We start from the raw sequence: 17,806 nt of genomic DNA on the forward strand, positions 1-17,806 counted from the left end.
ATGATTTCCTTATTAATTCCAACGTATAATTACAATGTTCATCCGCTCGTTTTAGAGTTGAATCAACAATGCAAACAATGTGGAATTGATTTTCAAATTATAGTTTTAGATGACGCCGGAACTCTATTCTTCGACGAAAACCAAGCAATTAACAGCATTGAAAACTGTACTTTTACATCAAACGATCACAATATCGGTCGAAGTAAAATGCGAAATCTTTTGGCAAAAAAAGCAACGTATAATTGGTTGCTTTTCTTAGATGCTGATACAATACCACTGCATTCTAATTTCATTTCAAACTACGTTGCATTTACTTCAAAAGTAGATCAAATTATTTATGGAGGAATAAAGTACAGTGTTGAATTTCCCACAAAAAACAGTACTTTACGGTGGTTTTACGGAAAAAAAAGAGAAGCAATTGAAGCGGAACAAAGAAATTTAAATCCTTACATTTCGTTTCTTACTTTGAATTTTATGATTCCAAAAGCTTTTTTTAAAGTTGTACAATTCAACGAAGACATTCCTAATCTCCGGCATGAAGACACGTTGTTTTCATTTGAGTTATCAAAGAAAAAGATTCCGATTTTGCATATTGACAATCCGATCATTCATTTGGGTTTAGATACGAACGAAGCATTTTTAAACAAAACAAGATTATCTGTTATTGCTTTAAAAAATTTGGTTGACACAAATCTGATCGACGCTAATTACGTTCGGTTAGCTACGGTTGCAAAAACAATACACAAATTAAAATTAAATTTATTTTCTGCTTGGTTCTTTACTACTTTCAAGTCTAAAATGGAACAACAACTCTGTTCAAAAAACCCTAGCATGTTCCTATTTGACATTTACCGTCTTTTCTACTATTCTACTCTATTTGAGAAAAAAAATCAAGAGAAATGAAAGTATTAATTGTCAACAATTATCTACAAAGTTCGATTGGTGGAGTAGAAAATTACCTGCAATCACTGGTTTCCTATTCGGAAGGAAATTCTCCAGAAATTACTTTTAGATGGTTTGGCGTTGAAAACAAAAAGACTAAAATTTATCAAAAATTTTATAATGCGGCAACAACCAAAGCGATCATTGCAGAAATTGATACTTTTAAGCCTGATTTGATTCATTGTTTCAGCATTGGAGCCACTGTAACTCCTCATTTCATGCGGTATGCAAAGGAACAATCAATTCCCATAATTTACTCTTTTCACGATTATTATTACATTTGTCCGAAAGGATTCATGCTCAACAACCAAGAAAATGAGCTATACAAAAAACACCGTATTCTAGATTGTGTGTTGCATCATCGACCTAAAATAAACGTTTTTTATGATGGTTTACTGAATTTAAAACAAAGCTACCACAAATCAATAATCAAAAAACATATTGATTACTATCTAGCACCTTCAGAACAACTTACTGAGATTATTGCTTGTGAGTTTAATAAACCCGGCGAACTACTTGCAAATCCTGTTGTTTTCTCGAATCCAAATTTGAATACCCAAAATTCCGATTACCTACTTTTTGTAGGTCGATTAATAGAGGAAAAAGGTGTTTTAACACTTTTGAAAGCGTTCCAACAAGTCCTAAAAAACCATCCCAACGAACAATTAAAAATAGTAGGTTCAGGCAATTTTCAAGATGAATTAGAACAGTATGTTTCAATTCATAAAATCAAAAATGTTGCTTTTTTAGGATCCAAAAATCGCGACGAATTAATGCTTTTGTACGCTTCCGCCAAATTTACTATCGTTCCCAGCGAAATTTTAGAATCCTATGGAAACGTTGTTTTAGAAAGTTTTGCCTTTGATAAAACGGTAATCAGCAGCAATCTTATCGGTTTTCAAAAGGAGATTACGGAAACCAATAGCGGATTAATTTTCCCGTACGGAAACGTTCAAAAATTAGCAGAAGCGATTGAAAAACTCCTTACTAATACTGAGTTGAGAAAAGAATTAGAACAAAATGGAATGCGATATGTCAAAAATTTATCGATTGAAAACCATTTGCAGCACTTACAAATGATCTACAATAAAGTTTTGAAAAGGGAACTTTAAGCTTTTATTTCTTTTAAAAATTCGTCAAAATCCCGCACATAATCACTTTCATCAAAAACTGCTGAGGCAATAACTAAGCAAACACTTCCTGAAGAGAAATTATTGAGTTCGCGCCAAATTCCGGCATTAATGAGTAAACCTTCAAATGGTTTATTTAGTGTAACCGTTTTTTGCTCGAAACCGTCGTTCAAAACAACATCAAAGCTACCACTTAAAGCAATTAAGAATTCTTTTTGTTCAATATGCGAATGTCCGCCACGTTCAGCACCACTTGGCACATCATATAAATAGTACACCCTTTTAAATTCAAATGGTAGAACATCGTTTTCGATGACCGATAAATTTCCTCGATTGTCTTCAATTTTCGGAATTGAAATTAGTGCTATATTCATTTTACAAGTTTGTTTAAATGCAGTAAATCTAACCATTTTTCCTGAATCGCATCCGCTGAAAATTGATCCACAGATGATTTTGCGTTCATTTTACAAAAAGCAAGTAGCTGAACGTCATTTGCCAGTCGATTAATTGCTTCTTCTAAAGCGGTGAAATTTTGATTTTCAACCAATAACCCGTTGTATTCATTAACAATCATTTCACTCGGACCCGTTTCACAATCAAAAGAAACCACGGGAATTCCTGTGTGTAACGTTTCTAAAATCACCATCGGAAAACCTTCATATTGACTTGTCAAAACTAAAAATTCGGCGTTTTTTGTGTAACAAGTCGGATCTGCTTTAAAACCTAAAAGATGAATGAAATCTTTTCTGTCCAGATTTTCAATCAGTTGTTCCAAATTAGCTTGTTCTTCACCTTCTCCTAAAATTACTAAATGAATTTCTTGATCCGGTAAATCTGATGAACTGTACGTTTCAATCAATTTATCGAGCTGTTTCATCTTTACCATTCTACCAATAGCGATGATGTATTTAAAAGGAAGTACATTTTCTAAACAAGGCAAATCTATTTTCTTTGCAATACAATTCGAGATCACAACTCCTTGGTCAAACTGATATTCGGTATTGATCTTCTCATTCATCTTGCTTGAAACCGCAACTATTTTATAAATCTTATTGAACATTTGCTGTGCGACCCAACTATTATTGGTAAAATGAATCGGCAAAACGCTTGTATGAACGGTATAAATGGTTTTAAATCCTGAGTAAATATAATGCAGAAAGACCAATTCCATCAACGGATTGTTACGGTTTCGAAAATCGATGATGTAATCAAATTGATGTGTTTCAAGGTATTTTCTTAACTTGAAATATTTCTGATATTTAGAATATTTACCCAAATTCAGCAAAGTTCCAAAATAGGGATATTCAACGTCGTCTTCTAAAACAATGATGTGAACGTCGCATTCGGCATTGTGCAATAATTGTGATGCGGTACTCAAAGCGCGTTCCATTCCACCTTTTGCTAGAAGGTAACCAATAAGTGCTATTTTAGTGTTTTTGTTTTGGTTTGCCAATGCTGAATTGTTATTTTCGTAACAAATATAAAACTCTTATCTCAACTTTATGCACAACACGCCGTTAGTTACCGTAATTTGTTTGTGCTACAACCATGCTGCATTTGTAGTTGCCTCTTTAGAATCAGCTCTCAAGCAATCGCACCCCAATGTAGAATTGATTATTGCCGACGATTGTTCCACAGACAATTCGGTAGAAGTGATTGAGCGTTGGTTGAAAAATCATCCGGAAATTCCGTTTATATCAAATTTAGAAAATGTAGGCAATACAAAAACATTTAATAAATGTTTGAAATTAGCCAAAGGCGCTTACATTATTGACCTTGCCGCGGACGATGTTTTGAAAGTTGATTGCATTGTCAAACAGCTAAAAGGCTTTGCAGAAAGCACATATGAAAACGTAGGAATTGTGTACGGAAATGCCCAGTGGATTGATGAAAATGGCATTCACATACAAAATTATTTCCCTACAGATTCAAGCGGAAAAGGATTGGTTTCTCAACCGACAGGCGATATTTACCTCAGTCTATTAAATGGAAAAACGAAACTTTGTTCTATTTCTGCTTTAACTAAAAAAACGGTTTTTGACACACTCAATGGCTACGACGAACACCTGGCGTATGAAGATTACGACTTGTGGATTCGTGCAGCTCGAAGTTTCCATGTTGATTATGTGGATGACATTTTGGTCCAGAAAAGAATGTTGGATACTTCAATGTTTGCTTTATCCACAAAGCGAAACGACGTTAAAACAAGACGCTTTAATTATTCCACTTATTTAATTTTACAGAAAGTTTTTGTGCTCAATAAAAGCAAAGCCGAATTTAAAGCCATGTTACTAAAAATAAAATTAGAAATGCAAGTCGCAATTCATACTAGAGATTTTGGCTTACTTTTAAAATACATACGCTTAGATCTAAAAGTGAGAAAGAAGATAATGCTGTATTAATTTCTGCTGAATTTATTTTTAATTTTCATTAAAAAACCCGCAAGATCTACTCTTTTATTCAGTTCTACATACGAGAAGTAAACAGAAAGTAGTAGTAAAATTGCAAGAATCCAATACCCGTTCGGATAATCAATTACGGCAACTGTAAGTGCTGCTAAACTTCCCAAGATTAAAGATTTAATGATAATAGCAATCGTATTTTCTCGAAAATTAAATTGAAAATTATTCTTAACAACGTTAAAAACGTAAACACCGTAAACCGCATAATTCAACAACATTGCAATTCCAATTCCGATCAAACCAACATATTGGTAGAGTAAAATTGTAAAGCCAATATTCATTGCATCACTAAAAATTTCTTGTTTAAAATAAAGTTTCTTTTCTCCTTTGGCCAAAATGATAAACGAAAGAGGCCAAATAATCGCCTTTATAATTATGGCTAATAAGGCAAATTTTAGAATCAAAACTACGTCAATAAAATCCTTTGAATACAAAACCCGAATCACGATTGGCGCTAAAAAATAGAAGCCTAAAATTAAAGGTGTAATCAGCAACAAGCCAATTTCAATCTGATCGTTCACCATTTCTTTAACTTGTGAATTATCCTTTTGAACCGCAGTTAACCTAGGATAAAAATCCGTTGACATGGCGTTAAAAATCATTCCAACATACGTAATTAACAACGTAGAAGCCACAACATACAAACCCAAAACAGATGTGGATTCAGTTTGAAAATTAAAATATAACTTGAGTAAATACGACATAATGTGTCCAAAAATCACATTGATCGAAAGCAGAAAACCCAACTGAATCATTTCTTTTCCGCGAGAAAAAGTTTCTTTAATGCTAACTTGAACCGGCAGTATTTCAATCTTTCTTGCAAAAAACCAATTCACTACATAATTCAAAACAGAAGTTATAACCAAAACAGGGATTATACCGTCCATTCTGAAAAAATAATAAATCGGAATCGTAGTCAAAGTCACTAAAACTGCATAAACAACGGTTGAAACTGCAATCGCTTTCATGGATCGAGTTCCTTGTAAAAGCACCATTTTATTAACGGCTAATCCTGAAAAAATAAAATTGATCGATAAAACTAAAAACCAATTGACATATTCTGTTGACCCAAAGGTCCAAATACTTAAGGGTTTTGCTAATATAAAAGTCACTAAAACCCCCAATAAACCAGTCGCAATTGACCATCTCTTGAGTACAACAACTGTTTTAGAAAACAAGGCTCGATCCTGTTCAGCATCGGCTAAAGCGACCATTCTGACACCACTTATATTGATTCCAAATCCGGTTATGGAGGAGATGATGGCAAGAGTGTTTTGCAAAAGTCCAACAGTTCCAATTCCCGCTGTTCCCAAAAATAAAGCGACAAATTTAGAACCCACTAAACCCACAAGAATTTTTAATGCATGCGAAAAGCCGAAAACACCCGTAGCTTTTAAAATCGTTTTATGTGAATCAGTGGTTTTTATTAGTACGTGTTTTAAATATTACATCCTATTTCTTGAAACTGCCTTTTAAAACAATTTACCCATTTTTCCCAATCTTCCACTCGCGCTTTTGGATCATTCGCTTTCGCTAAAATTGTTGCAATTTCAGAACTATTTAAGTCGTTTGAAAAGTCTTTCATACTATTAAGTTGATCTCCCAACCACGCTTCATTTAGAATTTTATTAAAGGTAAAAATGTCAAAATCTCCAGTGTCGTACTTTTTATTTGTTGCCGAAGAGGAAAATCCCGTTGCCGCAACTTCTTCCTCAGCTCTTGCGAATGCAATGTTTGGGTTTTTATGCCAAAATTGAACGGCATTTTTCAATTGTACATTTTCATCCACTTCGTTATAGTGATTCTGCCATAAACTTAAAAAGTATTCTTTATGAAAAATTGCTCCCGCAACTCCATAAATCGAATAGTATTGCAAGGCTTTTTCTTCAGAATATAAATTTAAAAACGCCATCAAATTTGGAATAGTATACCTTTTCATGCCGAAAATAATTCGATGCAATACTGGATTTTTAGTAAAAACTATTGGGTCATAAATAGTTATATTCTTTAAGGTTTCAATGGTTTTCGCGTGAATTAATTTTGGGTTTTTCAACCAAAACAACTTGACAAGAGCGACATTTTTCTCTTTCAACACAACTTTCGTTTCTTCTAAATTAACGTCTTTCGTAAACCAAATATCATCTTCCAATAACACAAAATAATCAGAAGCATTTTTGGCAGCTTCAATCCACATCTTAATTGGAATTTTCTTGTTATCTAGTGATAAATTTTGTTCAATATTTAACGATTTCTCATCATATGCATCCGAAGTGACAATTTTAATTTCAGGAAATTTGTCTTGCAGTTTTTTTAAATATTTTGAAGGTGTTCCGTCGTCTAGAACCGTTATGGAAATCTCAGAATCCACAACATTTTTATAAATGCTTTGGATGCAACGATCCAAGTAATACGGCCGATTGAATGATTTTATTAAAATGTCCATTCGTTCATCATTTTAACTACAAAATCAACTTCGGCATCAGTCAGAACTGGACTTATTGGCAAACTCAGGATTTCTTTATGAATTTTCTCAGTAATAGGAAAAGACAGATTATTAAAATCCTTCAGTGCCTTCTGTTTATGAGGCGGAATTGGATAATGAATTTGCGTCTGTATTCCATTTTCAGTTAAATAATGCTGTAAATCCATTCTGTTTTCAGTCTGAATTACAAATAAATGAAATACGTGATTACTAGAATGATCATAAAAAGGCAAAGCAATTTTATCGTTTTTTATTTCCGCTAAATAACGTTTGGCAATCGCAACTCGTCGTTGATTATCTCGATCCAGATTGGGCAATTTTACATTCAAAAAAGACGCTTGAACTTCATCTAAGCGTGAGTTAATTCCTATAAAATCATTATGGTATTTTACTTCTGAACCGTAATTCCGCAATGAAAAAAGCACTTTAGCCAATTCCGAATCGTTCGTTGTAATTGCTCCACCATCGCCAAGCGCTCCTAAATTTTTGGAAGGATAAAAACTAAAACCCGCTGCATTTCCTAAATTTCCCGCTTTAAAGATCGGTTCAGATTTAGGTAATTTTGTGTCACTATTGGAAAATTTAGAGTGATTACTAACTACTGAATGCTGACTAAGAGCCCCATGAGCTTGAGCTGCATCTTCAACTACCAATAAATTATTTGCATTTGCAAAATCATTTATCTTTTCCATATCAGCCAATTGACCATACAAATGCACCGCTAAAATTGCTTTGGTTTTCAACGTTAAATTTTCGTGTAATAAATCAGTATTTAAATTGAACGTTTTAGAATCGGGTTCGATCAAAACAGGCACTAAATCAGCATGTAAAATCGCTAAAATACTTGCAATATACGTATTGGCAGGAACGAGGACTTCATCGCCTTTTTTAAGCTTTCCCAATTCAATATATCCTTTAAAAATCAGCGTCAATGCATCAAGCCCATTCCCTACTCCAATGCAGAATTTCGTGCCACAATACTGCGCGAAATTTTCCTCAAATTGTGTTACCTCAGTTCCTAAAATATACCAACCTTTATCAAGAATCGTTTTTAATTTTTCTTGAAATTGGGTTTCGTAAGCCGCGTTAATCTTATGTAAATCTAAAAAGTGAATCATATCAAAACGTTTTCTAAAAGATGGGAATTAGCCGTTGGAACTTCATAAAAATCTTGTACTACGGTATTCGCACCAAAACTTTCTTTCCAATACGACAAGCCTTTATTTAAGTTTTTACCTTGATTTTCATTTGAAATTCCGAAATCAAAATATCTTTTATCTTTAAAAACGGAAGTCAATAAATAATGGTATAAAAAATCGACACTTCCTAAACTTCCTTTATCTGCATCTCCCGCAATATATTGAGCATGTGCTACATTTTTAGTTTCAAAAATCGTCGTGCCTGCGACAATTTTATTTTCATGGTACACATTGAATTGTCTGATGTCATTTGGGAACTTACACTGCAATTTTTGTATTTCTTCCAAAGAGTGAACCGGTTTTGCGTCGTGATTTTCGGCGAGATTGGGAATTAAAATCTGATTCCAAAACAGTTCAAAATCGTGCTCTTCCCTAACAACTAGGTTTAACTTTCGCGCTTTCAAAACACCTTGCATTCGTCCTTTCGCAATTGTAAAATTTTGTTGTAAATCAATAACCGCATTTGTATCGCGGCGAATCAATTTGGCTTCTGCCAAAAATAAAGCGTAATTCACTTCTTCAGATGCAAAATTGCTGTAAAAACTTGGCACTAATTTAAGCTGCAGTGTTGCAATATTTTTATTTTTTAATAAAATTAGAATCCTTCTGAAAATTTCTAAAACAGAATCTAATTTCACTTTTTCATCATAAACCAAACCTCCATAAGTCAAGCCCTGATGCGAAAAAACGGTTTCAGCAACAACATTAGCCGGCAAGACAGCGATCCATTTTTGATCTTGTTCTACTACCAACGAGAAATCAGAAAATCGGTCGTTGTGGTATTCCATAAAATCACGATTGAATAGAAAAGTGGCGTTCTTTGCTTTTTCAATAAAAGCATTCCACTTCTCAAAATCACTCTCTCGGTACAACCGTACATTATAGTTTTTCACGATACTCTTTTATAATGGGGAAAATTACTCATTTTTTTAAGAATAAGAGCGAAAGCCGATTCAAATTTCAGTGAAATTGACACTTTTGGGTTGGCAAATTAATAGTATCTTTAGATTTTTAAAAGAATGTTTATTTCGTGAAAACTACTCAAGCGCTGCTTTATTCTATTTTATTTTGGCTCGCAAGTCTTACTTGTTTGGGTCAAAATGTGGCGTTATTTCAACAGTTTAACGGCAGGTATGATTTTACAGTAGTTGGAAACACATTAAATCCACAAGAGAATAATCCGTATTCGTTCTGTACTATTTTTAATACTTCTTCCGAAAGTTTAAATTTACTACCTACCGATCAAGTTGAAAAAGCATTTATCTATTGGGCTGGATCTGGAACAGGCGATTTCGAAATTAAACTAAATGGTGAAATTGTAAATTCAGAACGAGATTTCCCGGTTTTTCAAAACGAACTCGACTATTTTTCGGCGTATGCAGATGTCACTTCAATTGTTCAAGCCAATGGAAACGGACTTTACACGGTTTCTGAATTGGACTTACAAACTTCTATTACCGGTTCGCAATATTGTGTCAATCGAACAAATTTTGGTGGTTGGGCAATTTTAATAATTTTCAAAAACGAAAATTTACCTTTAAATCAATTAAATATTTACGACGGCTTGCAAGCAGTTTCGATCAACCAAAATACGTTAACACTGACCTTGAATGATTTAAATGTATTGGACAATTTAGGTGCGAAGTTGGGTTTTATTGCATGGGAAGGTGACGCCACTTTGGCTAACCAAGAAACTTTTAAATTCAACGGATTTGATTTAACGAACGATTTAAATCCTTTAAATAATGCGTTTAATAGTACGAATAGTTTTACGGGTTCCAATCAATTATACAACATGGATTTAGATGTATACGACATTGAAAGTTTTATTCAGGTTGGAAATCCTACCGCCACAATTGAACTCAAATCAATCCAAGATTTTGTAATGATTAGTACCGTTATTTCAAAATTAAATAACCAACTCCCTGATGCCACAATCGCTTTTGAAAGTCCTGAAATTGAATGCAATTCGGGAAATATTTCCGTTAATTATACCGTTTTTAATGTTAACAGTACAGATGTTTTACCAGCGGGAATTCCTGTGAGCGTTTTTGCAAATGACATTTACATCACGTCGTTTTTCACTCAAAATGTACTCGCCATTGGAGAAAGCGAAAGTGGTTCAATTGGAATTCAAATTCCAAATACCATTCCTGCCGATTTTGAGCTAAAATTCATTGTAGATCAAAATGAAAATGGCATTGGCATTCAAAAAGAATTGAACGAAAACAACAATAGTTTTTCAGCATTAATTTCACTTTACTTTTTTGAAACACCTGTTTTAAACAATGTAAAATCTTGTAATTTAGGCTTTACAAAAGCGCTATTTGATTTTTCAGGCTATGAAAATTTAGCTAAAATAAATCCTGAAGATGAAGTACTATTTTACGAAAGTGAAACCGATGCTGCATTGGAACAGAATCCGATAACAAATTTTTCTCAGTACGAAATAAATGAAAAAATGAAAGAAATTTTCGTGCGAGTGAACAACGAACGCTGTTACCAAATTTATTCATTTTTTCTCGTAACAAAAAATTGTCCACCAACAATCTATAATTTAGTTACCGCAAATAACGATGGCGCAAACGACACTTTTTACATTGAAGGTTTACGTGAAATTTTCGTGAATTTTAAGCTTGAAATTTACAACCGGTGGGGAAATTTAATTTGGGAAGGCGACAATCAAACAGAAGATTGGAATGGATTTGCTACAAAAGGTCCGCGAATTATGGGTGATAAAGTCACACCAGGAACGTATTATTATATTTTAAATTTGAACGATTCGGATTACTCAAAACCACTGACGGGATTCATACACTTAACAAATTAATTACGTTGTAAAGTGGGTAAACACCACTGGTACCGTACTGCTAATAATCGAAAAGCAATCATGAATGCCGAAGTTATAATGTATAAAATATCTTGTTCTAAATTAATTTGTTTGAGCACGAAAAACACAATTCCACCAGCAATACAAACCGTTGCATAAATTTCTTTTCTAAAAATCACAGGTATTTCCGTACATAAAATGTCGCGAATCACGCCTCCAAAGCAAGCCGTCATTGTTCCCAAAGCAATACAAATAACAGGATGTAAACCCCAAATCATACCACGTTCAAGACCAATTAATGTAAAAACACTTAATCCAACCGTGTCAAATAATGAAAGTGAAGTTCGCAAACGATCTAGTTTTTTACGAAAAATAACAGCCAAAGCAAATCCAAAAACAATTAAATAAACATAACGTAAATCAAGCATCCAACTCACCGGCGTTCGTCCAATCATAATGTCACGCAAGGTTCCACCTCCAACGGCAGTTACGAACGCGATGATAAAAACGCCAAAAGGATCTAGTTTTTTATTAATAGCTGTTAAGGCACCTGACATTGCAAAAGCCGTGGTTCCGATGAAATCTAGAAGAGTAAAAATGGTCATGTTTTGTTTGGTTTTGAAAAAAAATTACATGCTTTGTGTGTAGAAATTGTAGTCTTTCATTATCGTATTGATGAAATCGACATGATTGCCACTTTGGTTTTTTATTCCCGTCACCGATTCGATTTTTTCGGTTAGTTTTGCGAGTAATTCCAAATCAGCACTTGCTTTCGCTTTAATAAAATTTTCCTTAATAATCCGAACGTCGTTGTCTGAAAGTTTGATTACTAATGGATAAATCGGTTTATAATCGTTGTTGATTTCTTCGAGAATTGTGCTTGAAATGTTGACATTATTTCGCAACGTAATCACAGAAGTTCCGGCCGCCATATCGCCTAATCGTTGGGCTTTTTTATTCATGATTATTGAAATAAACCCAACCACACCACTACTAATGACAATATCAATCATTCTGAACAACCACCGAATTAAGTAATCGCCAAAACTCGCTTGATACCCTTCAATTTTCACCACTTTAATGCGAACTAATTTTTTTCCTAAACTCTGACCTTCAAAAAAAGTTTCAAAAATCAAACTGTAAAACATCACCGGTAAAAAAATTATAGATTGAACTGCGGCTTGAGACCAATTGTCCATTCCAGACAAAACTTTCATGAAACCAATAAAATTCAAAAACAGATATATGCTAATAATATAGGCAATCATAATCAATAAATCAACCCCAAAAGCAAGGATTCGGTGACCTATTGAAGCCGCCGTAAAATTAATAGTTACATTTTGTGTCGTATTGATTGATAATTCTGACATATTTTATATTTTAGCCTACGATGAGAGAAGTTGCCTTCATAAAACAAAACAAAGAAAAATGGCTTGATTTTGAAGCCGTTATTTTCGGTAAAGCTAAAAAAAATCCTGATGAAATTGCAGGATTGTATATACATTTAATCAATGATTTGTCGTATGCCCAAACTTATTACCCTAAAAGTAAGACCGTTGTCTACTTAAATTATTTAGCTTCACAAATTTACCAACGCATTTACAAAACCAAAAGACACGAGAAAAATCGGTTGCTTTACTTTTTCTCTGAAGAAGTGCCGTTGTTGGTTTATCAATATAGAAGGTACGTTCTCTATGCTTTTCTACTCTTTTTTATGTTTGTGGGTATCGGAGTTTTGTCGGCAATGTACGACGACGACTTGTCGAGATTGATTTTAGGCGACGCTTATGTCAATAAAACCTTGGAAAATATTAAAGATGGTGATGCCGTTGCTATTTATAAATCAGGTTCGAATTGGGGTGGATTTTTCGCAATTACGATCAACAATCTGCGAGTGGGTGCGATGTGTTTTATCATGGGAATATTTGGTGGAATAGGCACCTTTTATGTGATGTTTAAAAACTGCTTGATGTTGGGCTCTTTTCAATATTTCTTTTACGAACAAGGCGTTTTTTGGGAAAGTGTTCGCGGTATTTGGATTCACGGTTCAATGGAAATTTTTGCAATCGTTATTGAATCAGCTGCAGGATTTATTTTAGGAGCTTCCATTTTATTTCCACAGACATTTTCGCGCATCAATTCACTAAAAATCGGATTTCGAAATAGCTTTAAAATTTTTTTGAGCACGGTTCCATTTACCATTGCAGCAGGAATTTTAGAAGGATTTGTAACCCGATATTCACTTGAAATGCCCAATTGGTTAAACGTAGTTATTATCCTAAGTACGTTATTTGCAATTTCATTTTACTACTTGATCTTTCCTTTTATTGTTGCCAAAAAACTCAAATCAATCCCTCAAATTGCTTAATCTGTGTTGAAAAAATCAGTATTCATTTTATTACTTCTTTTCATTATTCCAGTGTGGAGTCAGAATGCGATGGATTCCACGGAAGTGAATAAAAGTGATGTAGTTCAATCCGTAATTATCATCGATACAACTGTCATTGAATCTATTCACTTTAAAGAAAATCTGAAAGAAAAATACAATGACAAAGCGTTCGTTTATGAAGAAAAGGCGCCTATAAAATCCGTTTGGGATCGTTTTGTAGAGTGGTTTACCCAATGGATGAGTCGCAACTTTGACATGCAAGACGGTGAAAATGCGAAAAATATTGTCAGTTACATCATCAACACGATTGCCATAATTTTAATTCTATTAGTCGTTTTTCTAATCGCAAAAGCACTTTTAAACAAAGAAGGAACTTGGATTTTCGGTTCAAAATCTGATGCTAATTTGATTCGCTACGACGAAATTGAGAAAAATTTGCACCTTGTAGATTTTGAAAAATTAATTAAACAAAGCATTCAATCGGGCGAACATCGATTGAGTATTCGCTACTATTATTTGTTTTTATTGAAAAAAATGTCGGAGAAGGAACTTATCGAATGGGATGTTGAAAAAACGAATTCCGATTATATTTATGAAATAAAATTACCACAATTAAAAGCTGATTTTGAATACCTCTCTTATTTATACAATTACATTTGGTACGGCGAATTTGACTTAAGCACCCAAGAGTTTGAAAAAGCTAAAAAAGCATTCGACACCACCATTAAATCCATCTACTAATGAATAAATCTGTAATCATATACTTGGTTTTATTTCTAGTCGTAAGTATTGGAATTATCGCATTGGATTCAAACACGCCAAAACCTATCAATTGGACACCCACTTATTCCATAAATGACAAAATTCCTTTTGGATTGTACATTTTCAACAACGAATTGCATTCACTTTTAAAACCGGATACCTTAAATACCATCAACGTTACGGCTTATGAATATTTTGATGGCTTTTATAATTATGACACTTTAGTAAACAAGTACGAAACATCGGGAACATTCATCGCCATTAATGATTTCGCTGACATAGATGAAGAATCGGTCAAAGAATTGCTTTATTTTTCAGGACATGGAAACAGCGTTTTTTTAAGTATGAAATCGCTGCCGCAAATGTTGGTTGACAGTTTAAAATTCGATTTTAGCTCTGATTTTGAAATCAGCAACAATACAGCAGTTTGGTTTGCCAATGAAAAATTAGGTGCTGAAAAGTATAATTTAGTAGAAGGTTTAGGAAGCAACTACTTTTCAAAAATTGACACCATTAATACAACAGTGTTAGGTTATCAGGGAACGAACAAGGCTTTCGCCAATTTTATAAAAGTTCCGTACAAACAAGGAACTTTTTACTTGCATTTGCAGCCTGCCGCATTTACAAATTTTCATTTATTGAAAAACAACCATTCGGAATATGCCGAAAAAGTGCTTTCTTATGTTCCAAAAGGAAACATTTATTGGTACACGAAAGGTTTAACGGACGGTCATATTTCCCAAAATCCAATGCGATTTCTTTTTAGTCAACCAGCCTTAAAAGCTGCTTGGTATTTGTTTTTATTTGGGATGCTTGTTTTTATTTTTTTCAATGTAAAACGAAAACAACGTATTGTTCCAATTGTGGAGCCATTAGAAAATACAACTATTGAGTTTACAAAAACCATTGGTAATTTGTATTTTCAAGAAGGAAATCACCATACGATAATTGACAAAAAAATTATTTATTTGTTGGATAAAATCAGACGTGATTATTTATTAGACACGACGGTTTTAGATGATAAGTTTGTTCAAAAACTCCAACATAAAACAGGTAAAAACCTGGAAGACCTCAAACAATTATGCTACAAAATCAATCAGCACCGTAAAGGAAATTACGAAAGTGTGGAAAATGATTTGGTAGAAATCAATACCTTAATAGAAAAAATATTCAGTTAATATGGAAGAAATAAATCACATCAATACCGAAAACGAAAATGTAAATTTCCAATCTCGTCTTGACTTAACCGCTTTGCAACAAAGCATTGCCGCAATGAAAGCAGAGTTAAATACCGTAATTGTAGGTCAAGAGAAAATGATTGACCAACTTCTTGTGGCGTTTTTATCCAACGGACATATATTATTAGAAGGCGTTCCTGGAGTTGCTAAAACAATTACAGCAAAACTATTGGCACAAACAATGGATATTGGCTTCAGCCGAATTCAGTTTACACCTGATTTGATGCCATCTGATATTTTAGGAACAAGTATTTTTGACTTGAAAACTTCTGAATTTCAGTTTAAAAAAGGACCGATTTTTTCTAACCTAATTTTGATTGACGAGATCAACCGAGCTCCAGCCAAAACCCAAGCCGCTCTGTTTGAAGTAATGGAAGAACGCCAAATTACAATGGACGGAACGACTTACATTCTTGACCGACCGTTTTTAGTAATCGCTACTCAAAACCCAATTGAGCAAGAAGGAACCTATCGCTTGCCAGAAGCTCAGTTGGACCGTTTTCTATTCAAAATTGTAATTGATTATCCGAAATTAGACGAAGAAGTGATCATTTTGCAACGCGAACATTCCTTACAAAATCACAATAAATTACGGAATATAAAGAAAATTATCACGGCACAAATTATTGAAAACTACCAAACCTTGGTAAAGCAAATTGTGGTTGAGCAAAATTTACTAGAATACATTGCCAAAATCGTGGTCAGTACGCGTGAAAATGCCTTTTTGTATTTGGGTGCTTCGCCTCGAGCATCGATTGCTATTCTGAATGCTGCGAAAGGTTTTGCGGCTTTACGTGGTCGTGATTTTGTCACTCCAGAAGATATTAAAGAAGCGGCGATTCCAGTGTTGCAACACCGCGTTATGGTTACTCCAGAACGTGAAATGGAAGGTCTTTCAAGTGTTGAAATCATCAAGCAAATCATTGAAACGGTAGAAATTCCGAGATAAATTATCCATCATTTAGCGTTGAAAATTTGAATTTTTTAAAAAAACTATACCTCAATAATTTATTCTTCTATTTGCTTTTGGGCAACATAGTCCTTTTTGTTGTTGCGTTCTTTTTTCCGAGAATGTACAAAATATCTTGGATTGTGTTTTTAATCATAATCTCTTTTTTACTGATCGACGTATTGATTTTGTTTTTTGCAAAAAAAGGTGTTGAAGGAACAAGAGTAATGGCAGAAAAATTGTCGAATGGTGATGAAAATGCAATAAACATAAGTATTAAAAATTATTATACTTTTCCGGTTTTTGCAAAGATTATCGACGAAATTCCCTTTCAATTTCAAGTTCGAAATTTTGAAATAAAGCGCAAAATTAAAGCTTCGTCGCAAGATGAAATCAGTTATTACCTTCGTCCGACGGAACGTGGTGAATATGAGTTTGGAAATTTAAACGTATATATTAGTTCACCTTTATTATTAGTTTCAAGACGGTTTTCGTTTGACAATAATCAGATGGTTCCGGTTTATCCGTCGTATATCCAACTGCGGAAGTATGATTTAATGGCCTTTTCTAATTCGCTTTTTCAATATGGTTTCAAGAAAATCCGACGAATTGGTCATACGATGGAATTTGAACAAATCAAGGAATACATTCCCGGCGACGACATCAGAACTTTAAATTGGAAAGCCACGGCGAAGAAAAATTCATTAATGGTGAATCAATTTCAAGACGAAAAATCGCAGTCGGTTTATATGGTCATTGACAAAGGCCGTTTGATGAAAATGCCATTCAACAAATTGAGTTTATTGGACTATGCCATTAATGCAACATTGGTTTTATCAAATGTAATTTTGAAGAAACACGACAAAGCGGGAATGTTTGCTTTCTCTAAAAAAGTCGAAAATCGTGTAGTTGCTGAAAAGCGTTCGTCACAAATGCAATTGATTTTAGAAAATTTATACAACATCAAGACCGATTTCTTCGAAAGTGATTTTTCTAGATTATATGTTGATATTAAAAAGAATCTGAATCAGCGAAGTTTGGTGGTTTTATATACGAATTTTGATACAGTTGATGGATTACACCGTCAATTGCCTTATTTGAAAGGAATTGCTAAAAACCATTTATTAGTCGTTGTGTTTTTCAACAACACCGAATTACAAGATTTGATTCAAAAGAAAGCCGAGAATATTCATGAGATTTACGACAAAGTTATTGCTGAAAAGTTTGCTTTTGAAAAGCGATTGATTGTTAGTGAATTGAAGAAATACGGCATTTACTCCGTTTTGACCGACCCAGAAAATTTAACTTTGGATACGATTAATAAGTATTTGGAGATTAAGGCGAGAGGAATTCTTTAGATTTGTGAAATAATTCCCCCTGTTTTGTCATCCTGAACTCGTTTCAGGATCTCATCCACACTTAT

At 33.8% G+C, this 17,806-nt stretch carries 17 protein-coding genes; 9 read left to right on the forward strand and 8 right to left on the reverse strand.

The features are described from left to right. Both YWA_RS0111795 and YWA_RS0111800 read left to right on the forward strand, forming a co-directional pair. Positions 1 to 903, forward strand: a complete 903-nt coding sequence (locus YWA_RS0111795; protein WP_022828717.1) for a glycosyltransferase family 2 protein — start codon at positions 1 to 3, stop codon at positions 901 to 903. Beyond that, entirely contained in the window at positions 900 to 2,054 is a 1,155-nt protein-coding gene (locus tag YWA_RS0111800) for a glycosyltransferase family 4 protein (protein ID WP_022828718.1), read from the forward strand. Before YWA_RS0111795 ends, YWA_RS0111800 begins: the two co-directional genes overlap by 4 nt. Here the strand turns inward: YWA_RS0111800 and YWA_RS0111805 are convergent. Further along, on the reverse strand, positions 2,051 to 2,446 hold the full coding sequence (locus YWA_RS0111805; protein ID WP_026718776.1) for a sugar 3,4-ketoisomerase: 396 nt from the start codon (positions 2,444 to 2,446) through the stop codon (positions 2,051 to 2,053). The two genes, YWA_RS0111800 and YWA_RS0111805, sit on opposite strands and share 4 nt — an antisense overlap. Next, a complete protein-coding gene (locus YWA_RS0111810) occupies positions 2,443 to 3,525 on the reverse strand; it encodes a glycosyltransferase (protein ID WP_022828720.1) in 1,083 nt (360 codons plus the stop codon). Before YWA_RS0111810 ends, YWA_RS0111805 begins: the two co-directional genes overlap by 4 nt. A gap of 49 nt (positions 3,526 to 3,574) precedes the next feature. Here YWA_RS0111810 and YWA_RS0111815 point away from each other — a divergent pair, with 49 nt between their 5' ends. Beyond that, positions 3,575 to 4,474: a glycosyltransferase family 2 protein gene (locus YWA_RS0111815; protein WP_022828721.1), complete on the forward strand. Its 900-nt coding sequence runs from the start codon at positions 3,575 to 3,577 to the stop codon at positions 4,472 to 4,474. Here YWA_RS0111815 and YWA_RS0111820 read toward each other — a convergent pair. Genes YWA_RS0111820 through YWA_RS0111835 form a run of 4 tightly spaced genes read right to left on the reverse strand, consistent with a single transcriptional unit; the run spans position 4,471 to position 9,108 of the window. Beyond that, a complete protein-coding gene (locus tag YWA_RS0111820; RefSeq protein ID WP_084683065.1) occupies positions 4,471 to 5,961 on the reverse strand; it encodes an oligosaccharide flippase family protein in 1,491 nt (496 codons plus the stop codon). The genes YWA_RS0111815 and YWA_RS0111820 overlap by 4 nt on opposite strands. 11 nt (positions 5,962 to 5,972) lie before the next feature. Beyond that, on the reverse strand, positions 5,973 to 6,977 hold the full coding sequence (locus YWA_RS0111825) for a glycosyltransferase family 2 protein (RefSeq protein ID WP_022828723.1): 1,005 nt from the start codon (positions 6,975 to 6,977) through the stop codon (positions 5,973 to 5,975). Further along, the gene (locus tag YWA_RS0111830; protein WP_022828724.1) at positions 6,965 to 8,134 is read right to left on the reverse strand and encodes a DegT/DnrJ/EryC1/StrS family aminotransferase; all 1,170 of its coding nucleotides are present in this window, start codon (positions 8,132 to 8,134) and stop codon (positions 6,965 to 6,967) included. The genes YWA_RS0111825 and YWA_RS0111830 overlap by 13 nt, the downstream gene beginning before the upstream one ends. Further along, a complete protein-coding gene (locus YWA_RS0111835; protein WP_022828725.1) occupies positions 8,131 to 9,108 on the reverse strand; it encodes a GNAT family N-acetyltransferase in 978 nt (325 codons plus the stop codon). The genes YWA_RS0111830 and YWA_RS0111835 overlap by 4 nt, the downstream gene beginning before the upstream one ends. 137 nt (positions 9,109 to 9,245) lie before the next feature. Here YWA_RS0111835 and YWA_RS0111840 point away from each other — a divergent pair, with 137 nt between their 5' ends. After that, complete coding sequence (locus YWA_RS0111840; protein WP_022828726.1) at positions 9,246 to 11,045, forward strand: T9SS type B sorting domain-containing protein; 1,800 nt, start codon at positions 9,246 to 9,248, stop codon at positions 11,043 to 11,045. Here YWA_RS0111840 and YWA_RS0111845 read toward each other — a convergent pair. Both YWA_RS0111845 and YWA_RS0111850 read right to left on the reverse strand, forming a co-directional pair. After that, positions 11,042 to 11,644, reverse strand: coding sequence for a trimeric intracellular cation channel family protein (locus tag YWA_RS0111845; RefSeq protein WP_026718778.1), 603 nt, complete (start codon positions 11,642 to 11,644; stop codon positions 11,042 to 11,044). The two genes, YWA_RS0111840 and YWA_RS0111845, sit on opposite strands and share 4 nt — an antisense overlap. Before the next feature lie 30 nt (positions 11,645 to 11,674). Continuing rightward, positions 11,675 to 12,415, reverse strand: coding sequence for an RDD family protein (locus tag YWA_RS0111850; RefSeq protein WP_022828728.1), 741 nt, complete (start codon positions 12,413 to 12,415; stop codon positions 11,675 to 11,677). 20 nt (positions 12,416 to 12,435) lie between these two features. Between YWA_RS0111850 and YWA_RS0111855 the strand changes: the two genes are divergently transcribed. Genes YWA_RS0111855 through YWA_RS0111875 form a run of 5 tightly spaced genes read left to right on the forward strand, consistent with a single transcriptional unit; the run spans position 12,436 to position 17,741 of the window. Further along, the gene (locus YWA_RS0111855) at positions 12,436 to 13,413 is read left to right on the forward strand and encodes a stage II sporulation protein M (RefSeq protein WP_022828729.1); all 978 of its coding nucleotides are present in this window, start codon (positions 12,436 to 12,438) and stop codon (positions 13,411 to 13,413) included. A 6-nt stretch (positions 13,414 to 13,419) separates the two neighbouring features. After that, complete coding sequence (locus tag YWA_RS15070; protein ID WP_211214223.1) at positions 13,420 to 14,175, forward strand: DUF4129 domain-containing protein; 756 nt, start codon at positions 13,420 to 13,422, stop codon at positions 14,173 to 14,175. Further along, entirely contained in the window at positions 14,175 to 15,374 is a 1,200-nt protein-coding gene (locus tag YWA_RS0111865) for a hypothetical protein (RefSeq protein WP_022828731.1), read from the forward strand. Before YWA_RS15070 ends, YWA_RS0111865 begins: the two co-directional genes overlap by 1 nt. A gap of 1 nt (position 15,375) precedes the next feature. Beyond that, positions 15,376 to 16,383, forward strand: coding sequence for an AAA family ATPase (locus YWA_RS0111870; RefSeq protein WP_022828732.1), 1,008 nt, complete (start codon positions 15,376 to 15,378; stop codon positions 16,381 to 16,383). Positions 16,384 to 16,409: 26 nt separating this feature from the next. Further along, positions 16,410 to 17,741 carry a DUF58 domain-containing protein gene (locus YWA_RS0111875; RefSeq protein ID WP_026718779.1) on the forward strand — a complete coding sequence of 444 codons (1,332 nt, stop codon included), beginning with the start codon at positions 16,410 to 16,412 and terminating at the stop codon, positions 17,739 to 17,741. The last annotated feature ends 65 nt before the right edge of the window (positions 17,742 to 17,806 follow it).

It is taken from the genome of Flavobacterium antarcticum DSM 19726 (assembly GCF_000419685.1).
Lineage (GTDB): Bacteria > Bacteroidota > Bacteroidia > Flavobacteriales > Flavobacteriaceae > Flavobacterium > Flavobacterium antarcticum.